15 protein-coding genes are annotated in these 18289 nt (G+C 64.7%); 5 read left to right on the top strand and 10 right to left on the bottom strand.

What is annotated here, in order from left to right; all coding sequences use genetic code 11:
• Window position 1 precedes the first annotated feature (1 nt).
• A complete protein-coding gene (locus tag L1O02_RS18170; RefSeq protein WP_060838847.1) occupies window positions 2-1237 on the bottom strand; it encodes a 3-methyl-2-oxobutanoate dehydrogenase (2-methylpropanoyl-transferring) subunit alpha in 1236 nt (411 codons plus the stop codon).
• Between the two features lie 196 nt (window positions 1238-1433).
• Here L1O02_RS18170 and bkdR point away from each other — a divergent pair, with 196 nt between their 5' ends.
• Window positions 1434-1922: a Bkd operon transcriptional regulator BkdR gene (gene bkdR / locus L1O02_RS18165; RefSeq protein WP_060838848.1), complete on the top strand. Its 489-nt coding sequence runs from the start codon at window positions 1434-1436 to the stop codon at window positions 1920-1922.
• 3 nt (window positions 1923-1925) lie between these two features.
• Here the strand turns inward: bkdR and L1O02_RS18160 are convergent, their stop codons facing one another.
• Both L1O02_RS18160 and L1O02_RS18155 read right to left on the bottom strand, forming a co-directional pair.
• Window positions 1926-3134: an HD-GYP domain-containing protein gene (locus L1O02_RS18160; protein WP_108543094.1), complete on the bottom strand. Its 1209-nt coding sequence runs from the start codon at window positions 3132-3134 to the stop codon at window positions 1926-1928.
• 120 nt (window positions 3135-3254) lie between these two features.
• Window positions 3255-4877, bottom strand: a complete 1623-nt coding sequence (locus L1O02_RS18155) for a methyl-accepting chemotaxis protein (RefSeq protein WP_060838850.1) — start codon at window positions 4875-4877, stop codon at window positions 3255-3257.
• Window positions 4878-5161: 284 nt separating this feature from the next.
• Here L1O02_RS18155 and L1O02_RS18150 point away from each other — a divergent pair, with 284 nt between their 5' ends.
• Window positions 5162-6646 (top strand): DASS family sodium-coupled anion symporter, encoded by a 1485-nt coding sequence (locus L1O02_RS18150; protein ID WP_060843310.1) that lies wholly within the window; start codon window positions 5162-5164, stop codon window positions 6644-6646.
• Between the two features lie 6 nt (window positions 6647-6652).
• On the opposite strand, the gene dapF is transcribed toward L1O02_RS18150, so the two are convergent.
• Window positions 6653-7447, bottom strand: a complete 795-nt coding sequence (gene dapF / locus L1O02_RS18145; protein ID WP_108544029.1) for a diaminopimelate epimerase — start codon at window positions 7445-7447, stop codon at window positions 6653-6655.
• A gap of 259 nt (window positions 7448-7706) precedes the next feature.
• Between dapF and L1O02_RS18140 the strand changes: the two genes are divergently transcribed.
• Complete coding sequence (locus tag L1O02_RS18140; protein ID WP_108543096.1) at window positions 7707-9362, top strand: MFS transporter; 1656 nt, start codon at window positions 7707-7709, stop codon at window positions 9360-9362.
• On the top strand, window positions 9359-10489 hold the full coding sequence (locus L1O02_RS18135) for an HlyD family secretion protein (RefSeq protein WP_108543098.1): 1131 nt from the start codon (window positions 9359-9361) through the stop codon (window positions 10487-10489). Before L1O02_RS18140 ends, L1O02_RS18135 begins: the two co-directional genes overlap by 4 nt.
• 185 nt (window positions 10490-10674) lie before the next feature.
• Here L1O02_RS18135 and copD read toward each other — a convergent pair whose 3' ends face one another.
• The 3 genes from copD to L1O02_RS18120 are packed head-to-tail and all read right to left on the bottom strand — an operon-like array spanning window position 10675 to window position 12388.
• On the bottom strand, window positions 10675-11550 hold the full coding sequence (copD, locus tag L1O02_RS18130) for a copper homeostasis membrane protein CopD (protein ID WP_108543100.1): 876 nt from the start codon (window positions 11548-11550) through the stop codon (window positions 10675-10677).
• Between the two features lie 3 nt (window positions 11551-11553).
• Window positions 11554-11922 carry a copper homeostasis periplasmic binding protein CopC gene (gene copC / locus L1O02_RS18125; RefSeq protein WP_108543102.1) on the bottom strand — a complete coding sequence of 123 codons (369 nt, stop codon included), beginning with the start codon at window positions 11920-11922 and terminating at the stop codon, window positions 11554-11556.
• Window positions 11923-11953: 31 nt separating this feature from the next.
• Window positions 11954-12388, bottom strand: coding sequence for a GNAT family N-acetyltransferase (locus L1O02_RS18120; RefSeq protein ID WP_108543104.1), 435 nt, complete (start codon window positions 12386-12388; stop codon window positions 11954-11956).
• 264 nt (window positions 12389-12652) lie between these two features.
• On the opposite strand from L1O02_RS18120, the gene L1O02_RS18115 reads away from it, so the two are divergent.
• Entirely contained in the window at window positions 12653-13273 is a 621-nt protein-coding gene (locus L1O02_RS18115) for a TetR/AcrR family transcriptional regulator (RefSeq protein WP_060843316.1), read from the top strand.
• Between the two features lie 190 nt (window positions 13274-13463).
• On the opposite strand, the gene preA is transcribed toward L1O02_RS18115, so the two are convergent.
• The 3 genes from preA to hydA all read right to left on the bottom strand — a co-directional run bounded on the left by preA (window position 13464) and on the right by hydA (window position 18127).
• On the bottom strand, window positions 13464-14738 hold the full coding sequence (gene preA / locus L1O02_RS18110; protein WP_108543106.1) for an NAD-dependent dihydropyrimidine dehydrogenase subunit PreA: 1275 nt from the start codon (window positions 14736-14738) through the stop codon (window positions 13464-13466).
• Window positions 14739-16106 carry an NAD(P)-dependent oxidoreductase gene (locus L1O02_RS18105; RefSeq protein ID WP_108544031.1) on the bottom strand — a complete coding sequence of 456 codons (1368 nt, stop codon included), beginning with the start codon at window positions 16104-16106 and terminating at the stop codon, window positions 14739-14741.
• 581 nt (window positions 16107-16687) lie between these two features.
• Window positions 16688-18127 (bottom strand): dihydropyrimidinase, encoded by a 1440-nt coding sequence (hydA, locus tag L1O02_RS18100; RefSeq protein ID WP_235758441.1) that lies wholly within the window; start codon window positions 18125-18127, stop codon window positions 16688-16690.
• Window positions 18128-18289: the final 162 nt, after the last annotated feature.

The raw sequence follows: 18289 nt of genomic DNA, 5'->3' as shown, positions 1-18289 counted from the left end.
GTCAGACCCCCAGTTCCTGGCGTTGACGTTTCAGGTGCTCGGGCATGTCCTTGTAGACGTCCTCGAACATGGTCGCGGCGCTGGGGATCTGGCCGCCGGCGAGGGTGCCGTACTGCTCGGCTTCCTTCTGCGCGGCAATCACCTGGGCTTCGAGCTCGGCGCTGACCGCGGCGTGTTCCTCTTCGGACCACTGGCCGATCTTGATCAGGTGCTGCTTGAGGCGGGCAATCGGGTCGCCCAGGGGGAAGTGGCTCCAGTCGTCGGCCGGACGGTATTTCGACGGGTCGTCGGAGGTGGAGTGCGGGCCGGCGCGGTAGGTGACCCACTCGATCAGGGTCGGCCCGAGGTTGCGCCGGGCGCGTTCGGCGGCCCAGCGCGAGGCGGCGTAGACCGCGAGGAAGTCGTTGCCGTCGACCCGCAGGGAGGCGATGCCGCAGCCCACGCCGCGTCCGGCGAAGGTGGTGGCTTCACCGCCGGCAATCGCCTGGAAGGTGGAGATGGCCCACTGGTTGTTGACCACGTTGAGGATCACCGGCGCGCGGTACACGTGGGCGAAGGTCAGGGCGGTGTGGAAGTCCGACTCGGCGGTGGCGCCGTCGCCGATCCAGGCCGAGGCGATCTTGGTATCGCCCTTGATCGCCGAGGCCATGCCCCAGCCCACGCCCTGCACGAACTGGGTCGCCAGGTTGCCGGAGATGGTGAAAAAGCCGGATTCCTTCACCGAGTACATGATCGGCAGCTGGCGCCCCTTGAGCGGATCGCGCTCGTTGGACAACAGTTGGCAGATCATTTCCACCAGCGGCACTTCCCGGGCCATCAGGATGCTCTGCTGGCGGTAGGTGGGGAAGCACATGTCGTCGATGTTCAGGGCCAGGGCCTGGGCGCTGCCAATGGCTTCCTCGCCCAGGCTCTGCATGTAGAAGGACATCTTCTTCTGCCGTTGGGCGACCACCATGCGGTTGTCGAAGATCCGCGTCTTGAGCATGGCGCGCATGCCCTTGCGCAGGATCTCCAGCGGCATGTCCGCGGCCCAGTCGCCCAGGGCGTTGCCCTGGTCGTCGAGCACGCGAATCAGGCCGCGGGCCAGGTCGGCGCATTCGGCAGGTTCGATATCGATAGGGGGTTTGCGGGCCAGGCCGGCATCGTTCAGACGCAGGTAGGTGAAGTCGGTCTTGCAGCCGGGACGGCCCGAGGGTTCGGGAACGTGCAGGCGTAGCGGTTCATACGCGGTGGTCATGGCTTTCTACGCTCGATCTTGTGGATTTCTTGTAATTGGGCGCGCTAGCTGACAGTCATTCTCTGGGTAAAAGAAATCTTGTCCTACAAACATCATAGGCCGGGCGAAGGAGAATATTTATCTCTGTTTCATTGCGCTTGAGATTATTTGCAGATAAAAAATCTGCATAAACATAAAAAAAAGGTTGTTTTATCTCATGCGTAAACTGGACCGTACCGACATCGGCATTCTCAACAGTCTTCAGGAGAATGCCCGCATCACCAACGCCGACCTGGCCCGTTCGGTGAATCTTTCGCCCACGCCGTGCTTCAACCGGGTCAAGGCCATGGAGGAGTTGGGACTGATCCGCGAGCAGGTGACCCTGCTGGATGCCGACCTCTTGGGGCTGCACGTCAACGTGTTCATTCACGTCAGCCTGGAGAAGCAGGTGGAGGAGGCCTTGCAGCACTTCGAAGAAGCCATTGCCGATCGCCCGGAAGTCATGGAGTGCTACCTGATGGCCGGCGACCCGGATTACCTGATCCGGGTGCTGGTGCCGACCATCCAGTCCCTGGAACGCTTCATGATGGACTTTCTGACCAAGGTGCCCGGGGTGGCCAACATCCGCTCCAGCTTCGCCCTCAAGCAGGTGCGCTACAAGACCGCGCTGCCGCTGCCGGCCAACGGCCTGACCCTGGGTACCTGAGGTTCAGGCCGGGAGCGGGTTCCAGAGCCGCTCCAGGTTCTTGAACTCCCAGTCTTGCGGGGCTTCGCGGGCCAGGATGCGCTCCTGGCCCTGGACCTTGGCCAGGTCGACCACGCTCTGCTCCAGGGGCAGGTTGGAGCGGGTGGAGAAGAACACCCGGACCTTGGGCGTGAGCAACGACTTGGGGTTCTGTTCGATCACCACCGCCAGGCGTCCGCTTTCCAGGCGCACCAGGGCGCCCACCGGATAGATGCCCACGCTCTTGACGAAGGCCTGGAACACCCGCTGGTCGAAGTGGCCTTTCCAGGTGGACATGCGCTGGATCGCCTCGGCCGGGTCCCAGCCTCGGTTGTAGGGGCGATTGGAGGTCACCGCGTCGTACACATCGCACACCGCGCCCATCTGCGCGAACAGGCTGATCTGGTTGCCCGCCAGCCGGTGCGGATAGCCGGAGCCGTCGGCTTTCTCGTGGTGATGCAGGCACACATCGAGCACCAGCGCATCCACGTCAGGACTTTGCCGCAGGATCGCGCCACCGGCTTCGGGGTGCAGCTTGACCTGTTCGAATTCGCTGTCCGAGAGTTTTTGCGGCTTGTTGAGGATGCTGTCGGGGATGGTCAGCTTGCCCACGTCATGCAGCAGCCCGGCAATCCCCGCCAGGCGGATGTAGTCCTCCGACAGGCCCAGCTGGCGGGCGGTGGCCAGCATCAACGCGCACACCGCCACTGAATGCATGTAGGTGTAGTCATCGGCGCTCTTCAGGCGCGCCAGGCTGATCAGCGCATCGGGATGGCGCAGCAGCGACTCGCCCAACTGCACCACCAGTTCCTCGGCTTGCTGCATCTCCAGGGCCTGGCCCATGCGCACTTCCTGGAACATCGCCATCACCGCCTTGCGCGATTCGGCGCAGAGCTTGATCGCGCGTTGGACTTCCTCGTCCATGCTCACCCGGGGTGTGCTCGTGCTGGCCGGTTGTAGCGGTGGCAGTGGCGGGGCGCCTGGCGCTGGCGTCGAACTGGCTTCGGGCAGGTCGCGACCCTTGGCGGTGTCGATCCACAGGCTGCTCAGGTTGGAGCGTTGCAGGCGTTGCAGGTCGTCACGGTTGTCGAGGACGAAGCCGGCTTTCCAGAACGAGTGGTCCAGCCAGGAACCACAGAATTGATGGATGTACATGCCCATTTGCAGCTGGTGGATGGAGATTTGTTTCAGCATGACCAGCACTCCATTTCAGGGCACCGGCTGGTCGCCGCTGAAAGGTTCCTGCCGAACCGATCAGCGGCGAAGCACGCCAGCGCTTGTTCTACCTGACTTCTATACGGGCTTGGGCCCGTCTCACAGGGAGAAGCGTGCCACCAGCTTGTTCAGACCCATCGCCAGGTTCGACAGTTCACTGCTGGCGATGGAGGTCTGGCTGGCGGCGGACGAGCTCTGCACCGACAGGTCGCGGATGCTCATCAGGTTCTGATCCACCGAGCGCGCCACCTGGGCCTGTTCCTCCGAGGCGGTGGCGATCATCAGGTTGCGTTCGTTGATGTGGCTGATGGCCTGGGTGATGTGGCCGATGGCCGAGCCGGCTTCATGGGCGATGGCCAGGGTCTGGCTGGCGTCCTCGCTGCTCTGTTGCATGGACAGCATGGCCTTGTTCGACCCGCTCTGGATGCCCTGGATCATCTGCTCGATTTCCTGGGTCGAAAGCTGGGTGCGGTGGGCCAGGGCGCGCACTTCATCGGCCACCACGGCAAAGCCGCGGCCTTGCTCGCCGGCCCGGGCGGCCTCGATGGCGGCGTTCAGGGCCAGCAGGTTGGTCTGCTCGGCAATGGCGCGGATCACGTCCAGGACCTTGGTGATGTCCTGGGCCTGTTGCGCCAGGCCGGCCATTTCCACCCGGGTGTTTTCCACCGTGCCGGTGAGCTTCTCGATGGAGTGGATGGTCTGCTCGACCCGCTCCTTGCCCAGCCCGGCGGAGCGCTCGGATTCCTGGGTCGATTGCGAGGCGGACACCGCGTTGCGCGCCACTTCCTCAACGGCGGCGGTCATCTCGTTGACCGCGGTGGCGGCCTGTTCGGTCTCCATGCTCTGTTGCTGGATACCAGCGTTGGACTCGCGGGTGATGGCGCTCATTTCCTCGGCGGCCGAGGCCAGTTGAGTGGAGGAATCGGCAATGTGGCGGATGGTCGACTTCAGGCTGTCGAGCATGGCCCGGGTGGCGGTCTGCAGCTCGGTGAGTTCGTCCTGGCCGCTGACTTCCACCTGGGTGCGCAGATCGCCCTCGGCGATTTTTCGCGTGGTCGCCAGCAGGGTCTGCACCGGCAGGATGATGCTGCGGGTGAAGAACAGGGCGATCAGGGCGGTGAGCACGATGGCCAGGACGATGATCACGCTGGTCACGGTCAGCCCGGTGCTGAACTGGGCTCCGGCGTCGGTGCCTGATTGGGCGGCGCCACGTTCGTTGAGCTTGATCAGCTCATCGATGCTGGTCTGCAGGGTGTTGGCCAGGGGCACCGTGACCTGGTTGGCATAGTTGACCGCTTCCTCCGAAGTGCTGGTCTTGCTGCTCTCCATCAGCACCGCGAACTTGTCCAGATAGGCTTGGGCGCCACTGCGCACGCGCTCGTAGATGTCTTGTTCCTGAGGGCTGGAAACCAGCACGGCATAGTCCTTGATGGCCTGGTTCAGGTTGTCCTTGAGGGCATCGAGACGTGCCCGCGAAGCGGTTTTCTCGCCGTTGTTCTCGGTGATGAAATGCAGCGTTTCCAGACGCAGGCGCAGGGTGCTGGATTCGATCAGCGTGGCTTGTCGCACGCTGGGCAGCCAGTTGGTTTGCAGGTCGATCGCGGCATCATGGATCTGTCCCATCTTCCACAGGGACAACCCTCCCAGGCCTACCAGTAAAACGCAGATCGAGCCGAAGCTGAGCAGCGCTCGCAAGGTCAGTTTCATGTTTCTTGTCACCATAAGGCACCTGCTTTTTTGGAGTGATACGACTGATACTTCGACTCCCTGTCGCCCTGATGCCAATCTGATCTCATTGAAGTGAAAAATCTGTAGAAATGTAAAAGAGTGCTTCTTTTTTTTTTGGATTTCTCAGGCATTCGATCAGTGCGGGCGAGGTGCTTGTGCAGGCGTCTTTGCGGCAGTCTAGAGGGCTCGCGGGCCGCCCGACTTGACCTCTATCAAGGCCGTTTGCCGCAGAAACCGGCATGCTGCACAGGCCCAACCGGAGAAGGAATACCCCGCACATGAACTCCCCTGTCAGTCAAACCTCCGAGGCTCGGGCGCGCTTGCCCGTCGGGCTGTTGATCGGCGTACTGGCGCTGGTCGCCGTGCTGCTGTTGCCGTTGCCCGCCGACCTGCCGGTGGCCGGCCAGCGGATGCTGGCGATCCTGGCATTTGCCGTGGTGGTGTGGATCAGCGAGGCGGTGTCCTACGAGGCCAGCGCCATCATGATCACCGCGCTGATGGCCTTCCTGATCGGCACCGCGCCGACCCTGCAGGACCCGACCCAACTCTATGGCAGCTCGGCGGCCATCAGCCTGGCCCTCACCGGGTTTTCCAACTCGGCCCTGGCCCTGGTGGCCGGCGCTTTGTTCATCGCCGCCGCCATGACCCACACCGGCCTCGACCGGCGCATCGCCCTGGTGACCCTGACCCGGGTCGGCACCAGCACCCGACGCATCCTCCTCGGCGCCATCGCCGTGACCATCCTCCTCAGCCTGCTGGTGCCCAGCGCCACGGCGCGCAGTGCCTGCGTGGTGCCGATCATGATGGGGGTGATTGCCGCCTTCGGCGTCGACAAGCGCTCCAATATCGCCGCCGGGCTGATGATCGTCGTGGCCCAGGGCACCAGCATCTGGAACGTCGGGATCCAGACCGCCGCGGCGCAGAACCTGCTGACCGTGGGCTTCATGGACAAGATGCTCGGCCAGCGCGTGGCCTGGCTCGACTGGCTGATCGCCGGCGCGCCCTGGGCGCTGATCATGTCCCTGGTGCTGCTGTGGCTGGTGCTCAAACTGCTGCCGCCGGAAACCGACAGCATTCCTGGCGGCAAGGAGGCGGTGGCCCAGTCCCTGGTGGACATCGGGCCCATGACCGGGCCGCAGAAGCGCCTGCTGGCGGTGTCGCTGCTGCTGCTTTTGGCCTGGTCCACCGAAGGCAAGCTGCACCCCTTCGACACCACGACCACCACCTACGCCGGGCTGGTAATCCTGCTGTTGCCGCGAGTCGGCATCATGACCTGGAAGGACGTGCAGTCGCGCATTCCCTGGGGCACGGTGATTGTCTTCGGGGTCGGCATCAGCCTGGGGTCGGCGTTGCTCAGCACTCAGGCCGGGCAATGGCTGGGCGGGCAGGTGGTGGCCCATACCGGGCTGGACCAGGTCGGGCCGTTGGCGGTGTTCGCGATTCTCGCGGCGTTCCTGATCCTCATTCACCTGGGGTTCGCCAGTGCCACGGCACTGACTTCGGCGCTGCTGCCGATCCTGATCGCCGTGCTGCAAACCCTGCCGGGCGAGTTCAGCCGCCTGGGCATGACCATGCTCCTGGGCTTTGTCGTCAGCTACGGTTTCATCCTGCCGATCAACGCGCCGCAGAACATGGTCTGCCTGGGTACCGAGACCTTCAATGCCCGGCAGTTCGCCAAGGTCGGGCTGCTGGTGACGCTGATCGGCTACCTGCTGATGCTGGTGTTCGCCCTGACCTGGTGGAAGTGGCTGGGCTGGATGTAGAGCCCTTCACAGTGACCCGCTGAACACCCGGGTCACGCTGCCGGCCAGGCGCACCTTGCCCTGGCCGTCCCAGCTCACCGTCACCGGCCCGCCGTCGCACAGCACCCGCACCGGGCTGTCGAGCAAGCCGCGACGGATGCCATTGACCGCCGCCGCGCAGGAACAGGAACCGGAGCCCAGGGGGATGGCGCCATGGCGCTCCCAGATGCGCAGGCGGATGGTCTGGCGGTCGATCACCTGGATGAAGTGCACATTGGTCTTGTGTGGAAACAGCGGGTCGCTCTCGATCGTGGGACCCAGGGCGGCCACGTCCAGTTGCTCCAGATCGTCGACGAAAAAACTGCAATGGGGGTTGCCCATGCTGCATGCCGCCGGTGTTCCTGGCAGCGGCAGGTGCAGGCTGTCCAGCTCTCGGGCCAGGGGGACGTCCCGCCAGTCGAACGATGGTCGGCCCATTTCCACGGACACCGACTGATCCTCAAGGCGCAGGCAGTGCTGCAGACCGCGGGCGGTTTTCACCAGCACCGAGGTGGCCCCGCTTTCGTTCAGCAGCAGGTCGGCGGCGCCGCGAGTCGCGCTGCCGCAGGTAGCCAGGCTGGAACCATCGGCGTTGAAGAAGGTCAGTTGCGCCGCGCTCTCCTGGCAATCGCCCAGCACCACCAATTGATTGAAACCGATGCCGCGCCGACGATCCCCCAGGGCCCGGGCCCGTTCGGCGCTGATCGGGTTGTCGCGGCCACGGGCATCGATCAGCACGAAGTCGTCGCCATTGGCGTGCATCTTGAGAAAGTTCAGCGGCATGTTTAGAAAGTTCAGCGGCATGTTGAGAAGGTTCAGCGGCATGCGGGCTCCGGTGGGCGAGTGCAGGCGGCGCCAGGTTGGAGCGGCGCCGGCGAGTGCAGGATTGCGAAAAAAGACCACCGGCGCCAGCGCCATAAAATAAAATTCATCCGGCGGGCAGCGCTGCTGCCTGGATCGCGGGATTTTCCGGCACACTGCCGGACCACCGGGAACATCGTCCGGCGCTGCAACAGCGCTCGGCACAGCACAAGGTCACGGCATGGATCACTACGCCCCGCGCAACTGGCAGCCCCACGAAAAGCCCAGCCTGCCCGGCTCGCCCTCGACACCGCTGCACCCCCGCCACAAGCGCCTGGCCTACGCCCTGGTGGGTTTGCTGGTGGCGATTACCGGCGGCCTGGGCAACTCGCTGGTGATCGCCAACCTGCCGTACCTGCAAGGGGCGCTGGGGGCGACCACCGCGGAAATGGCCTGGCTGCCGGCCGCCTACGTGATGACCAACGTGTCGATGAACCTACTGCTGGTGAAGTTTCGCCAGCAGTTCGGCCTGCGTGCCTTCACCGAAGTGTTCCTGGTGCTCTACGCCCTGGTGACCTTCGGCCACCTGTTCGTCAACGACCTGAGTTCGGCCATCGCCGTGCGCGCGGCCCACGGCATGGTCGGCGCGGCGCTCAGTTCCCTGGGCCTGTACTACATGGTCCAGGCCTTTCCGGCGAAATGGCGGCTCAAGGCCCTGGTGCTGGGGCTCGGCACTTCGCAGCTGGCCTTGCCCCTGGCCCGGCTGTTTTCCGAGGACCTGCTGCAGATCGCCGAATGGCGCGGCCTGTACCTGTTCGAACTGGGCCTGGCGCTGACCTCCCTGGGCTGCGTGTTCCTGCTCAAGCTGCCGCCGGGGGATCGTTTTCGCACCTTCGAGAAACTCGACTTCCTGACCTTCGCTTTGCTGGCCACAGGCGTTGCCCTGCTGTGCGCGGTGCTATCGCTGGGGCGCATCGACTGGTGGCTGGAAGCGCCGTGGATCGGCTACGCCAGCGCCGGCTCCATCGTGCTGATCCTGGCCGGGCTGTGCATCGAACATAACCGCAGCAACCCGATGCTGATGACCCGCTGGCTGGGCAGCGGGGCGATGATCCGCCTGGGGCTGGCGGTGATCCTGATTCGCATGGTGTTGTCCGAGCAGTCCACCGGCGCCGTGGGTTTTCTCCAGGCGCTGAACATGAGCAGCGAGCAGATGCGCCTGCTCTACGGGGTGATGCTGCTGGGCAGCGTCGCCGGGCTGGCCACCAGCGCCCTGACCATCAACCCGGCGCACCTGCTGATGCCGCTGGTGATTTCCCTGGCGCTGATGGCCGTGGGCTCGGTGATGGACAGCTTCTCCAGCAACCTCACGCGCCCGGCCAACATGTACCTGAGCCAGTTCCTGCTGGCCTTCGGCGGCACCTTCTTTCTCGGCCCGACCATGGTCCTGGGCACCCGCAACGTGCTGACCAATCCGCGCAACCTGGTGAGTTTCTCGGTGCTGTTCGGCATCTGCCAGAACCTCGGCGGGCTGATCGGCTCGGCCTTGCTCGGGACCTTCCAGATCGTGCGCGAGAAGTACCATTCCAGCCATATCGTCGATCAGTTGACCCTGCTCGATCCCCAGGTCCTGGCCCGGGTGCAGAGCGGCGGCGTGGCCTACGGCAAGGTCATCGCCGACCCGGACCTGCGCACCCTGCAAGGCATTCGCAGCCTGGCCAGCGCCGCTACCCGCGAGGCCAACGTGCTGGCCTATAACGATGTATTCATGCTGATCGCGGTGATTGCCGTGCTGACCATGCTCTGGATCTTCATCCGCAGCCTGTGGCTGATGAGCACGACCCGAGCGGTCGCGCCCACGGCTCCCGTTCAACAAAGTGGTGCCCCAAGTTCATGAGCGAAACCGTCAACCCCACCACCAACGCCATCGCCTCGACTCCGGAGTCCGGCGGCCCGCCGAGCATGCCCGCCACCGAGCCGCGCCCGCTGGCGGTGCGCGTCCTCTCGTCCCTGGGCTTTGCCGCCATTGCCATCGTCGGCGTGCTGATCGTGCTCTACGCCTGGCAGTTGCCGCCGTTCTCCAGCGCCATCGAAAGCACCGAGAACGCCCTAGTGCGGGGGCAGGTGACCATCATCGGCCCGCAGCTCAGCGGCTATGTGTTCGAGGTGCCGGTGCAGGACTTCCAGCAGGTCAAGGCCGGCGATCTGCTGGTGCGCCTCGACGACCGCATCTACCGCCAGCGCCTGGACCAGTCCCTGGCGCAACTGGCGGTGCAGAAGGCCGCCCTGGCCAACGCCCTGCAGCAGCGCAACAGCGCCGAAGCCACGATCAAGCTGCGCCAGGCCGCCCTGGTCGACAGCCAGGCCCAGGCGCGCAAGAGCACAGCCGACCTGCAACGCAACCAGGCGCTGATCGCCGACGGTTCGGTGTCCCAGCGTGAGCTGGACGTGACCCGCGCCGCCCATGCCCAGACCCTGGCCGCCGTGGCTCAGGCCCAGGCGCAACTGGACATCGCCCGCCAGGACCTGCAGAGCGTGGTCGTCAACCGCGGCTCCCTGGAAGCGGCGGTGGCCAGCGCCGAGGCCGCGGTGGAACTGGCGCGCATCGACCTGTCCAACACCCGCATCCTCGCCCCGCGGGATGGCCAGCTGGGGCAGATCGGCGTGCGCCTGGGGGCCTACGTCAACTCCGGCGCGCAACTGATGGCCCTGGTGCCGAACCAGTTGTGGGTGATTGCCAACATGAAGGAAACCCAGATGGACAACGTCCGGGTCGGGCAGCCGGTGAGCTTCACCGTGGACGCCCTGAACCACCGCAGATTCACCGGCAAGGTGCAGCGGATTTCCCCGGCCACCGGTTCCGAATTCGCCTTGTTGCAGGCCGACAACGCCACCGGCAACTTCGTCAAGATTGCCCAGCGCGTCCCGGTGCGCATCAGCGTCGACCCGGATCAGCCGGAGTTGGAGCGGTTGCGGCCAGGGTTATCGGTGGTGGTCAGCATCGACACCTCCGTCACGCCTTGACCCCTCTTGCCGCGGATCCTCTGTAGCCGCTGCCGCAGGCTGCGACCGGCTGCGCAGCAGGCGCCAAGGATGGCGCTCCACCGCAATGCTCCAGACCAGGAGGGGAAGGCCTTGAGATCGCTGAAGGTCCTGCGGACCTTTTCGCAGCCTGCGGCAGCGGCTACAGGGGCGCGGTGCGCGGGAGGTCATGCCGCCTGCATCGGCGGCAAGGTGCCCAGTAACGAGACGGCGGCCACGGCGGCCACACCCAGCAGCCATTCCAGCTGCACGCTGCTGCGCAGGCTCGACAGGCGCAGGTCGCAGCCGCGGATGCGCAGGCGGTTGAACAGCGCCAGCCCGAGCATGCCCGCCACCAGCAGCACCTTGATCAGCAGGATCAGGGCAAAGCCGCTGAACAATGGCGTCGGCCACCACTGTCCGGTGAGCACTCGCACGTTGATCAGGCCGGTTAGCAGCAAGCCGCTGACCAGGCCATAACCCACGCCGCTGAAGCGCCTCAACAAGGGCTCGACAGACAGCCCCGCGGGTTGGCGCAACACCAGCAACAACACCAGCAAGCCCCCCAACCAGATGGCGACACAGCTTAAATGCACGATCTGATTGAGGATCAGCATCTGCCCCTGCAGCCCATCGAGCATGGCGCCGTGACCCACCGGAGCCAGGGTGGCCAGGAGCAGGGCACCGAGCCCCAGTTGCAGCGGCAGGCGCCGACCCAGCGGCGTCAGTAGCAGCCCCAGCAACAGCAGATTGAGCAGCAGATGCCAGGTCCAGACCTGACCGAAGAAGGTCTTGCCCAGCACCAATTGCACGGTCGCCGGGTCCAGCGCCGCCGACCAGGAACCGGCCATGCTGGCGGTGATCAGCAACAGCCAGCACAGGCCGCTGCAAAGACCGATCAGCGTCAACCAGCGGCTGAGCCGATCGAGCTGTCGATGCACGGCGCCATGGCCGTTCTGTGCTGAATCACGGCCCAGCAACAGCGGGCGAAACACCCAGGCACCCACCAGGATCAGCACCACCACAAAGTGCACGAAGCGGCACAGCACCAGCCATGACGCCACGGCTTACGGGCTCACCTTGAAGCTGTAGCTGCCTTCGCTCTTGTGGGTGTCCACCGACACCGCGTGCCATTGCACCTGGTACTTGCCGGCACGCAGCGGCGTGGCGGCCGGGGTGACCACCAGGGTCTTCTTGTCCGCGCCTTCGGTGGCCAGGCTTTTCAATTCGAGGGGCGCACCGTCCTTGCTGATCGTCACTTGAGTGAAGGCCGCTTCCACGCCTTCGGTGAACACCAGGCGCAGTTCGTTGGGCGCAACCACGCTGCTGTCGGCCGCCGGGTTCGAGCTTTTCAGATGGGCGTGGGCGAATACTGAGGAGGCGCCCAGCAGGGAGGCGAGCAGGGCGGTGGTGGTGAACAGGTTTTTCAGGGACATAACAGGGTTACCTTGAAGAAAGGGCAGCCGCTCAACGAGCTTGCAGCTGCATATGGATGATCGGAAAAGGCCGGCCTTCGCCATCGGTTTCCGAGCGGCCGCAGTCGACGAAGCCGTAGTGACGATAGAAACCGTGGGCCGGTGGGTTCTGTTCATTGACGTCGACCTTGAGGCCGGGACGGCGAACGTGATCCAGAAGCGTTCGACCGATGCCCTGGCCGCGTTGGGCCGGTTCGATGAACAGCATCTGTACGGTGTTGTCGCTGGTGGCGATAAAGCCTGCGGGGCTGGCGTCGGGGTTTTCGAAGACCCAGGTCTCAAGGGCCGGCAGGTAGCTGTCGCGGACCAGCGGGTACAGGCGCTGGATGTCGTCTTCAGCAATGAAGTCATGGGTGGCGCGGACCGAACGCTCCCAGAGCGCGGTCAGCAGGGCGTCGTCCGCAGCGACGCGAGGGCGAATCGTCATGAGTGTGTTCCATCAGTAACAGGACAGATGGCCGGCGGTGGGGCAGGGCCGGCATTCGGGCAGAGACCTGTATGCCCGTGTCGCGAGTTAACGCCTGGACGGAGCACCGCAGTGGCTGCTGCAAATGAGCGGGAGGCCGATCCTACTCAATCCGGCCGGGCGGCGAAAGACCCATCGGCGGCGCGCAATGTCGCGGCCCTGACAGCCCCCGCAAGACTCGGGCGAATGCTAGTCTTGCCGCAGACTGTTTTCGTAGGAGCCCTCATGGGCAATCACAAGATCGAGATTCGTCGCAGCAACGTGGAAAAGATCCTCCTGGCGGCCGAGAAAATCTTCGCTGAAAAAGGCTATGCCGGGACCGCCATGGCCGACATCGCCGAAGAAGTGCAACTGCCGCGTTCCAACCTGCATTACTACTTCAGCACCAAGAACGAGCTGTACAGCGCCGTGCTCATGGACCTGCTGGACGTGTGGAAACAGGACGCCCTGTGCTTCGAGATGTTCGACGACCCGCGGGTGGTGCTCAGCAGCTACATCCGCGCCAAGATGCAGCACTCGCGCAGCCGGCCCTATGGCTCCAAGGTCTGGGCCAACGAAATCATCCATGGCGCGCCGACCCTGGGCGCGGCGCTGGATGCCAGCCTGTACGACTGGGCGAAGATGAAGGAAGCCAAGATCCGCCAATGGGTCGAGGCTGGACGAATCATGCCCGTGGAACCGTCGAGCCTGCTGTACATGATCTGGGCCTCGACCCAGCATTACGCCGACTTCGACCACCAGGTGATGATCCTCAACGACCACCAGCCGCTGTCGGACCTGCAATTCGAACGGGCGGTACAGACCGTCACCAGCGTCATCCTGCGCGGCATTGGCCTGGAGCCCTGAGCAACAGCAGCGGCCACACGACCCCCCCGGCCCTCCGCAATTCCTGTAGCCGCTGCCGAGCCTGCGAGGCTGCGAAAAGGCCCGCAGGGCCTTGCTTGGCGATCGTCCGCCAATCCTCTGTTGGCCTCAAGAACGCCGCGAGCGTACCGCTCGTTCGCAGCCTGCGGCAGCGGCTACAAGTGGTGCGGTGTTACACGGCTTCGCGGTAGGGGTTGCGCGGGTCGTGCTGCCAGTCGAGGAAGGGTTTGCCGGTGTCCTGGGGCACCATTTCGATGCAGTCCTGCACCGGGCAGGTGATCTGGCACAGGTTGCAGCCCACGCATTCGTCGTCGATCACTTGATAGGTGTGGGTGCCGTCGGCCTGGCGGATGCTGGCAATTGCCTGGTGTGAGGTGTCTTCGCAGGCGATATGACAACGGCCGCAACCAATGCACGCCTCCTGGTCAATTTTTGCGATCACCTGATAGTTGATGTCCAGGTACTTCCAGTCGGTGGTGTTGCCTACCGCGCGCCCGGAGAAGTCCTGCAGGCTGTGGTAGCCCTGGCTGTCCATCCACCGCGACAGGCCGTCCTTCATCTCGTCGACGATGCGAAAGCCATGCAGCATCGCCGCCGTACACACCTGCACTGCGCCGCAGCCCAGGGCCACGAACTCCGCCGCATCGCGCCAGCTGCCGATGCCGCCAATACCGCAGATCGGCAGGCCGCGAGTCTGCGGGTCGCGGGCAATCTCGGCCACCATGTTCAGGGCAATCGGCTTGACCGCCGAGCCGCAGTAGCCGCCGTGGGTGCTCTGGCTGCCCACCATCGGATGGGCCACCATGCGCTCCAGGTCGACGCTGGTGATGGAGTTGATGGTGTTGATCAACGACACCGCATCCGCTCCGCCGCGGTGGGCGGCGCGGGCGGCCATGCGGATGTCGGTGATGTTGGGCGTCAGCTTGACGATCACCGGCAGCGAGCAGTAGGTCTTGCACCAGCGGGTCACCTGCTCGACGTACTCCGGCACCTGGCCCACCGCCGCGCCCATGCCGCGTTCCGGCATGCCGTGGGGGCAGCCGAAGTTCAGCTCGATGCCGTCGGCGCCGGTGGCTTCCACCAGGGGCAGGATGGCTTTCCAGGATTCCTCGACGCAGGGCACCATCAGCGACACGATCAGCGCCCGGTCTGGCCAGTCCTTCTTCACCTGGGTGATTTCCTTGAGGTTGATCTCCAGGGAGCGGTCGGTGATCAGCTCGATGTTGTTGATGCCCATGACCTCGCGGTTCGGTCCGAAATGCGCCGAATAACGCGACGACACGTTGACCGCCGCCGGGTCCTCACCCAGGGTTTTCCAGACCACACCGCCCCAGCCGGCCTCGAACGCACGAACCACGTTGTAGGCCTTGTCGGTGGGCGGTGCGGAGGCCAGCCAGAACGGGTTGGGCGCCTTGATACCGGCAAAGACAATCGATAGATCGGCCATTTACGCAGCCTCCACATTGAGCATGAGTTGGGCATGCATGGCTTCTGCGGCCAGCTTGCCGTGTTGTACCGCCTGCACCGTCAGGTCCTGGCCGAGGCTGACGCAATCGCCGCCGGCGTAGACCCCGGGAATGCTGGTGCGCAGCTGTTCGTCCACCTGGATACGTTCCCCGCAACGCTGCAGTTCCCGCGCCAGAGGATCGGCCAGGGCGCCGTCGTCGAACGACTGGCCGATGGCCTTGAAGATCGCGTCGGCCGCCAGCTCGAAGGTTTCCCCGGTGTGTTGCAAACGTCCCTCCAGCATTCGGGTGCGAGCGAAGCGCATGCCGCGCACCCGGCCCTGATCATCCAGCAGCACCTGTTGCGGCGCGGCCCAGGTCAGCAGGCGCACCTGATTGGCCTTGGCGATCTCTTGTTCGTGCCCGGTGGCGCCCATGTCCTCGACGCCCCGGCGGTACACCAGGTTGACGTCCCGGGCGCCGAGGCGGGCCATCTGCACCGCCATGTCGATGGCGGTGTTGCCGGCGCCGAGGACGATGCAGCGGTCGGCCAGGGGCAGTTGGCCGAGGTCGTCGGCCTGGCGCAGCTCGCGGATGTAGTCGGTGGCGGCCAGCAGCCCGGGGGCGTCTTCATGCTCCAGCCCCAGCTGCTTGCTGGCGGCCAGCCCGAGGCCGAGGAACACCGCATCGAACTCCTGATGCAGTTGGGTCAGGCTCAGGTTGTCGCCGAGTTTGTGCCCGTGGCGGATCTCGATGCCGCCAATGCCCAGCAGGAACTCCAACTCCTGCTGAGCGAAGTCATCCACCAGCTTGTACTTGGCGATCCCGTATTCGTTGAGGCCACCGGCTTTTTCCCGGGCTTCGAACACCACCACCTCATGACCGTGCAGGGCGCAGCGGTGGGCGCAGGACAAGCCCGCCGGGCCGGCGCCGACCACGGCGATGCGCTTGCCGGTGGGCGCGGCGCGCTGGAACGGGTGCTCGGTGAAGTGCGCGTTGTCCAGGGCATAGCGCTGCAGCAGGCCGATCAGCACCGGCGCGCATTCCTGGGCGTTGTTGCGCACGCAGGCCTGCTGGCAGAGGATCTCGGTGGGGCAGACCCGGGCGCAACTGCCGCCGAGGATGTTGGCCGAGAGAATCTTCTGCGCCGCGCCCTGGACGTTGTCGGTGTGGATATTGCGGATGAACGAAGGAATGTCGATCTCGCTGGGGCAGGCGTTGACGCAGGGCGCGTCGTAGCAATACAGGCAGCGCGAGGCTTCCAGATGGGCCTGGCGGGCGTTGAGCGGTGGCGCCAGATCGCTGAAATGACCGGCGAGGGTGGCGCCGTCCAGGGTCGGGTGGGGCAAGTGGTTCAAGGTCTTGATCACGGTTTTGGCCTCACGGTTTTTCATCTGCCTCTGACGGGCATGGGTGTTCACGAAACTGCTAGCTGTCCTGCCGTCCTGCTGTCTTGTAGCCGCTGCCGAGCCTGCGAGGCTGCGAAAAGGCCCGCAGGGCCTTGCCTGGCGATCTCTTGCCAACCCTCTGGTGGCCTCAAGAGCGCCGCGAGCGTACCGCTCGTTCGCAGCCTGCGGCAGCGGCTACACGAAGCCCTCCGATCCCTGCAATCCCTGTAGCCGCTGCCGAGCCTGCGAGGCTGCGAAAAGGCCCGCAGGGCCTTGCCTGGCGATCTCTTGCCAACCCTCTGCTGGCCTCAAGAACGCCGCGAGCGTGCCGCTCGTTCGCAGCCTACGGCAGCGGCTACACGAAGCCCTCCGATCCCCGCAATCCCTGTAGCCGCTGCCGAGCCTGCGAGGCTGCGAAAAGGCCCGCAGGGCCTTGCTTGACGGTCTCCCGCCAACCCTCTGCTGGCCTCAAGAGCGCCGCGAGCGTGCCGCTCGTTCGCAGCCTGCGGCAGCGGCTACACAGAGCGTGACAGAGCGTGGATTGGCATTGGGGCATTCCGGGGTCAGCGTTTGACGGCGGTCGGTTTGTGCCGCTCGGCGCGCTTGCTCAACAGGTCGAACACCGCCGGGTAGGCCGGGCGTTCGATGTAGCGCCCGGCGCCGCGTTCGGCTCGCAGGTCGCCGTCGGCCCAGACCAGCTTGCCCTGGCTGATGGTGTGGCTGGGCACGCCGCGCACGGTCTTGCCTTCGAAGATGTTGAAGTCCACCTGCTGGTGGTGGGTCTTGGCGGAGATGGTCCGCGTGCCTTGCGGGTCCCAGAGCACCAGGTCGGCATCGGCGCCGACGCGGATCGCGCCCTTGCGCGGGTAGAGGTTGAAGATCTTCGCGGTGTGGGTGGAGGTCAGGGCCACAAATTCCTGCATCGACAGGCGTCCGCTGTTGACCCCCTCATCCCAGAGCACGGCCATGCGGTCCTCGATGCCGGCGGTGCCGTTGGGGATCTTGCTGAAGTCGTCGCGGCCGGCGGCTTTCTGCTCGGCGCAGAAGCAGCAGTGGTCGGTGGCGGTGGTGTGCAGGTTGCCCGATTGCAGGCCGTGCCACAGCGCTTCCTGGTGGCCACGAGGGCGGAAGGGTGGGCTCATCACGTAACCGGCGGCGGTCTGCCAGTCCGGGTCGCGGTACACGCTGTCGTCCAGCAGCAGGTGGCCGGCCAGCACTTCACCGTAGACCGGTTGGCCCTTGCTGCGGGCGTAGGTGATTTCGTCCAGCGCCTCTTTGGTCGAGACGTGCACCAGGTACAGCGGCGTGCCCAGGGTCTCGGCAATACGGATCGCCCGGCTGGCAGCTTCACCTTCCACTTGCGAGGGCCGTGACAGCGGGTGGGCTTCCGGCCCGGTGATGCCCTGGGCCAGCAGCTTGCGTTGCAGGTGGTACACCAGCTCGCCGTTTTCCGCGTGTACCGTGGGCACCGCCCCCAGCTCCAGGCAGCGCTCGAAGCTGGCCACCAGGGTGTCGTCGGCGGCCATGATGGCGTTCTTGTAGGCCATGAAGTGCTTGAAGCTGTTGATGCCGTGATGCTGCACCAGCTCGGCCATTTCCTCGCGCACCTGTTCGCTCCACCAGGTGATGGCCACGTGGAAGCCGTAGTCGCTGGCGGATTTCTCGGCCCAGCCGCGCCACTGGTGGAAGGCTTCCAGCAGCGACTGCTGGGGGTTGGGAATCACGAAGTCGATGATCGAGGTGGTGCCGCCTGCAAGACCCGCTGCGGTGCCGCTGAAGAAGTCTTCGCTGGCCACGGTGCCCATGAAGGGCAGTTGCATGTGGGTATGGGGATCGATGCCGCCGGGCATCAAGTACTGGCCGCTGCCGTCGAGTACTTCACAGCCGGCGGGAATATCCAGATTTTGGCCGATGGCGCGAATCACGCCGTCTGCGCAGAACACATCGGCCTTGTAACTTTCATCATGGGTAATAACGGTGGCGCCACGGATCAACAGAGACATTCCGAGTTCCTCGCAGGCATGGCCGGCTGGTGCCGGTTCTAACTTTTTTATTGAACGCGCTGACAACTTAACAATCCTGTCAGCGGTGTCAGGATTAGAAGCTAGTCGCAGTTCAAAGAAACAGCAAGATTATTTTTTATAAGCTTATATTAGTTATAAGTT

It is taken from the genome of Pseudomonas sp. BC42 (assembly GCF_021560055.1).
Taxonomy (GTDB): Bacteria; Pseudomonadota; Gammaproteobacteria; order Pseudomonadales; family Pseudomonadaceae; genus Aquipseudomonas.
Note: the sequence above shows the minus strand (reverse complement) of the source record. Positions and strands in the feature narration are given on the sequence as shown.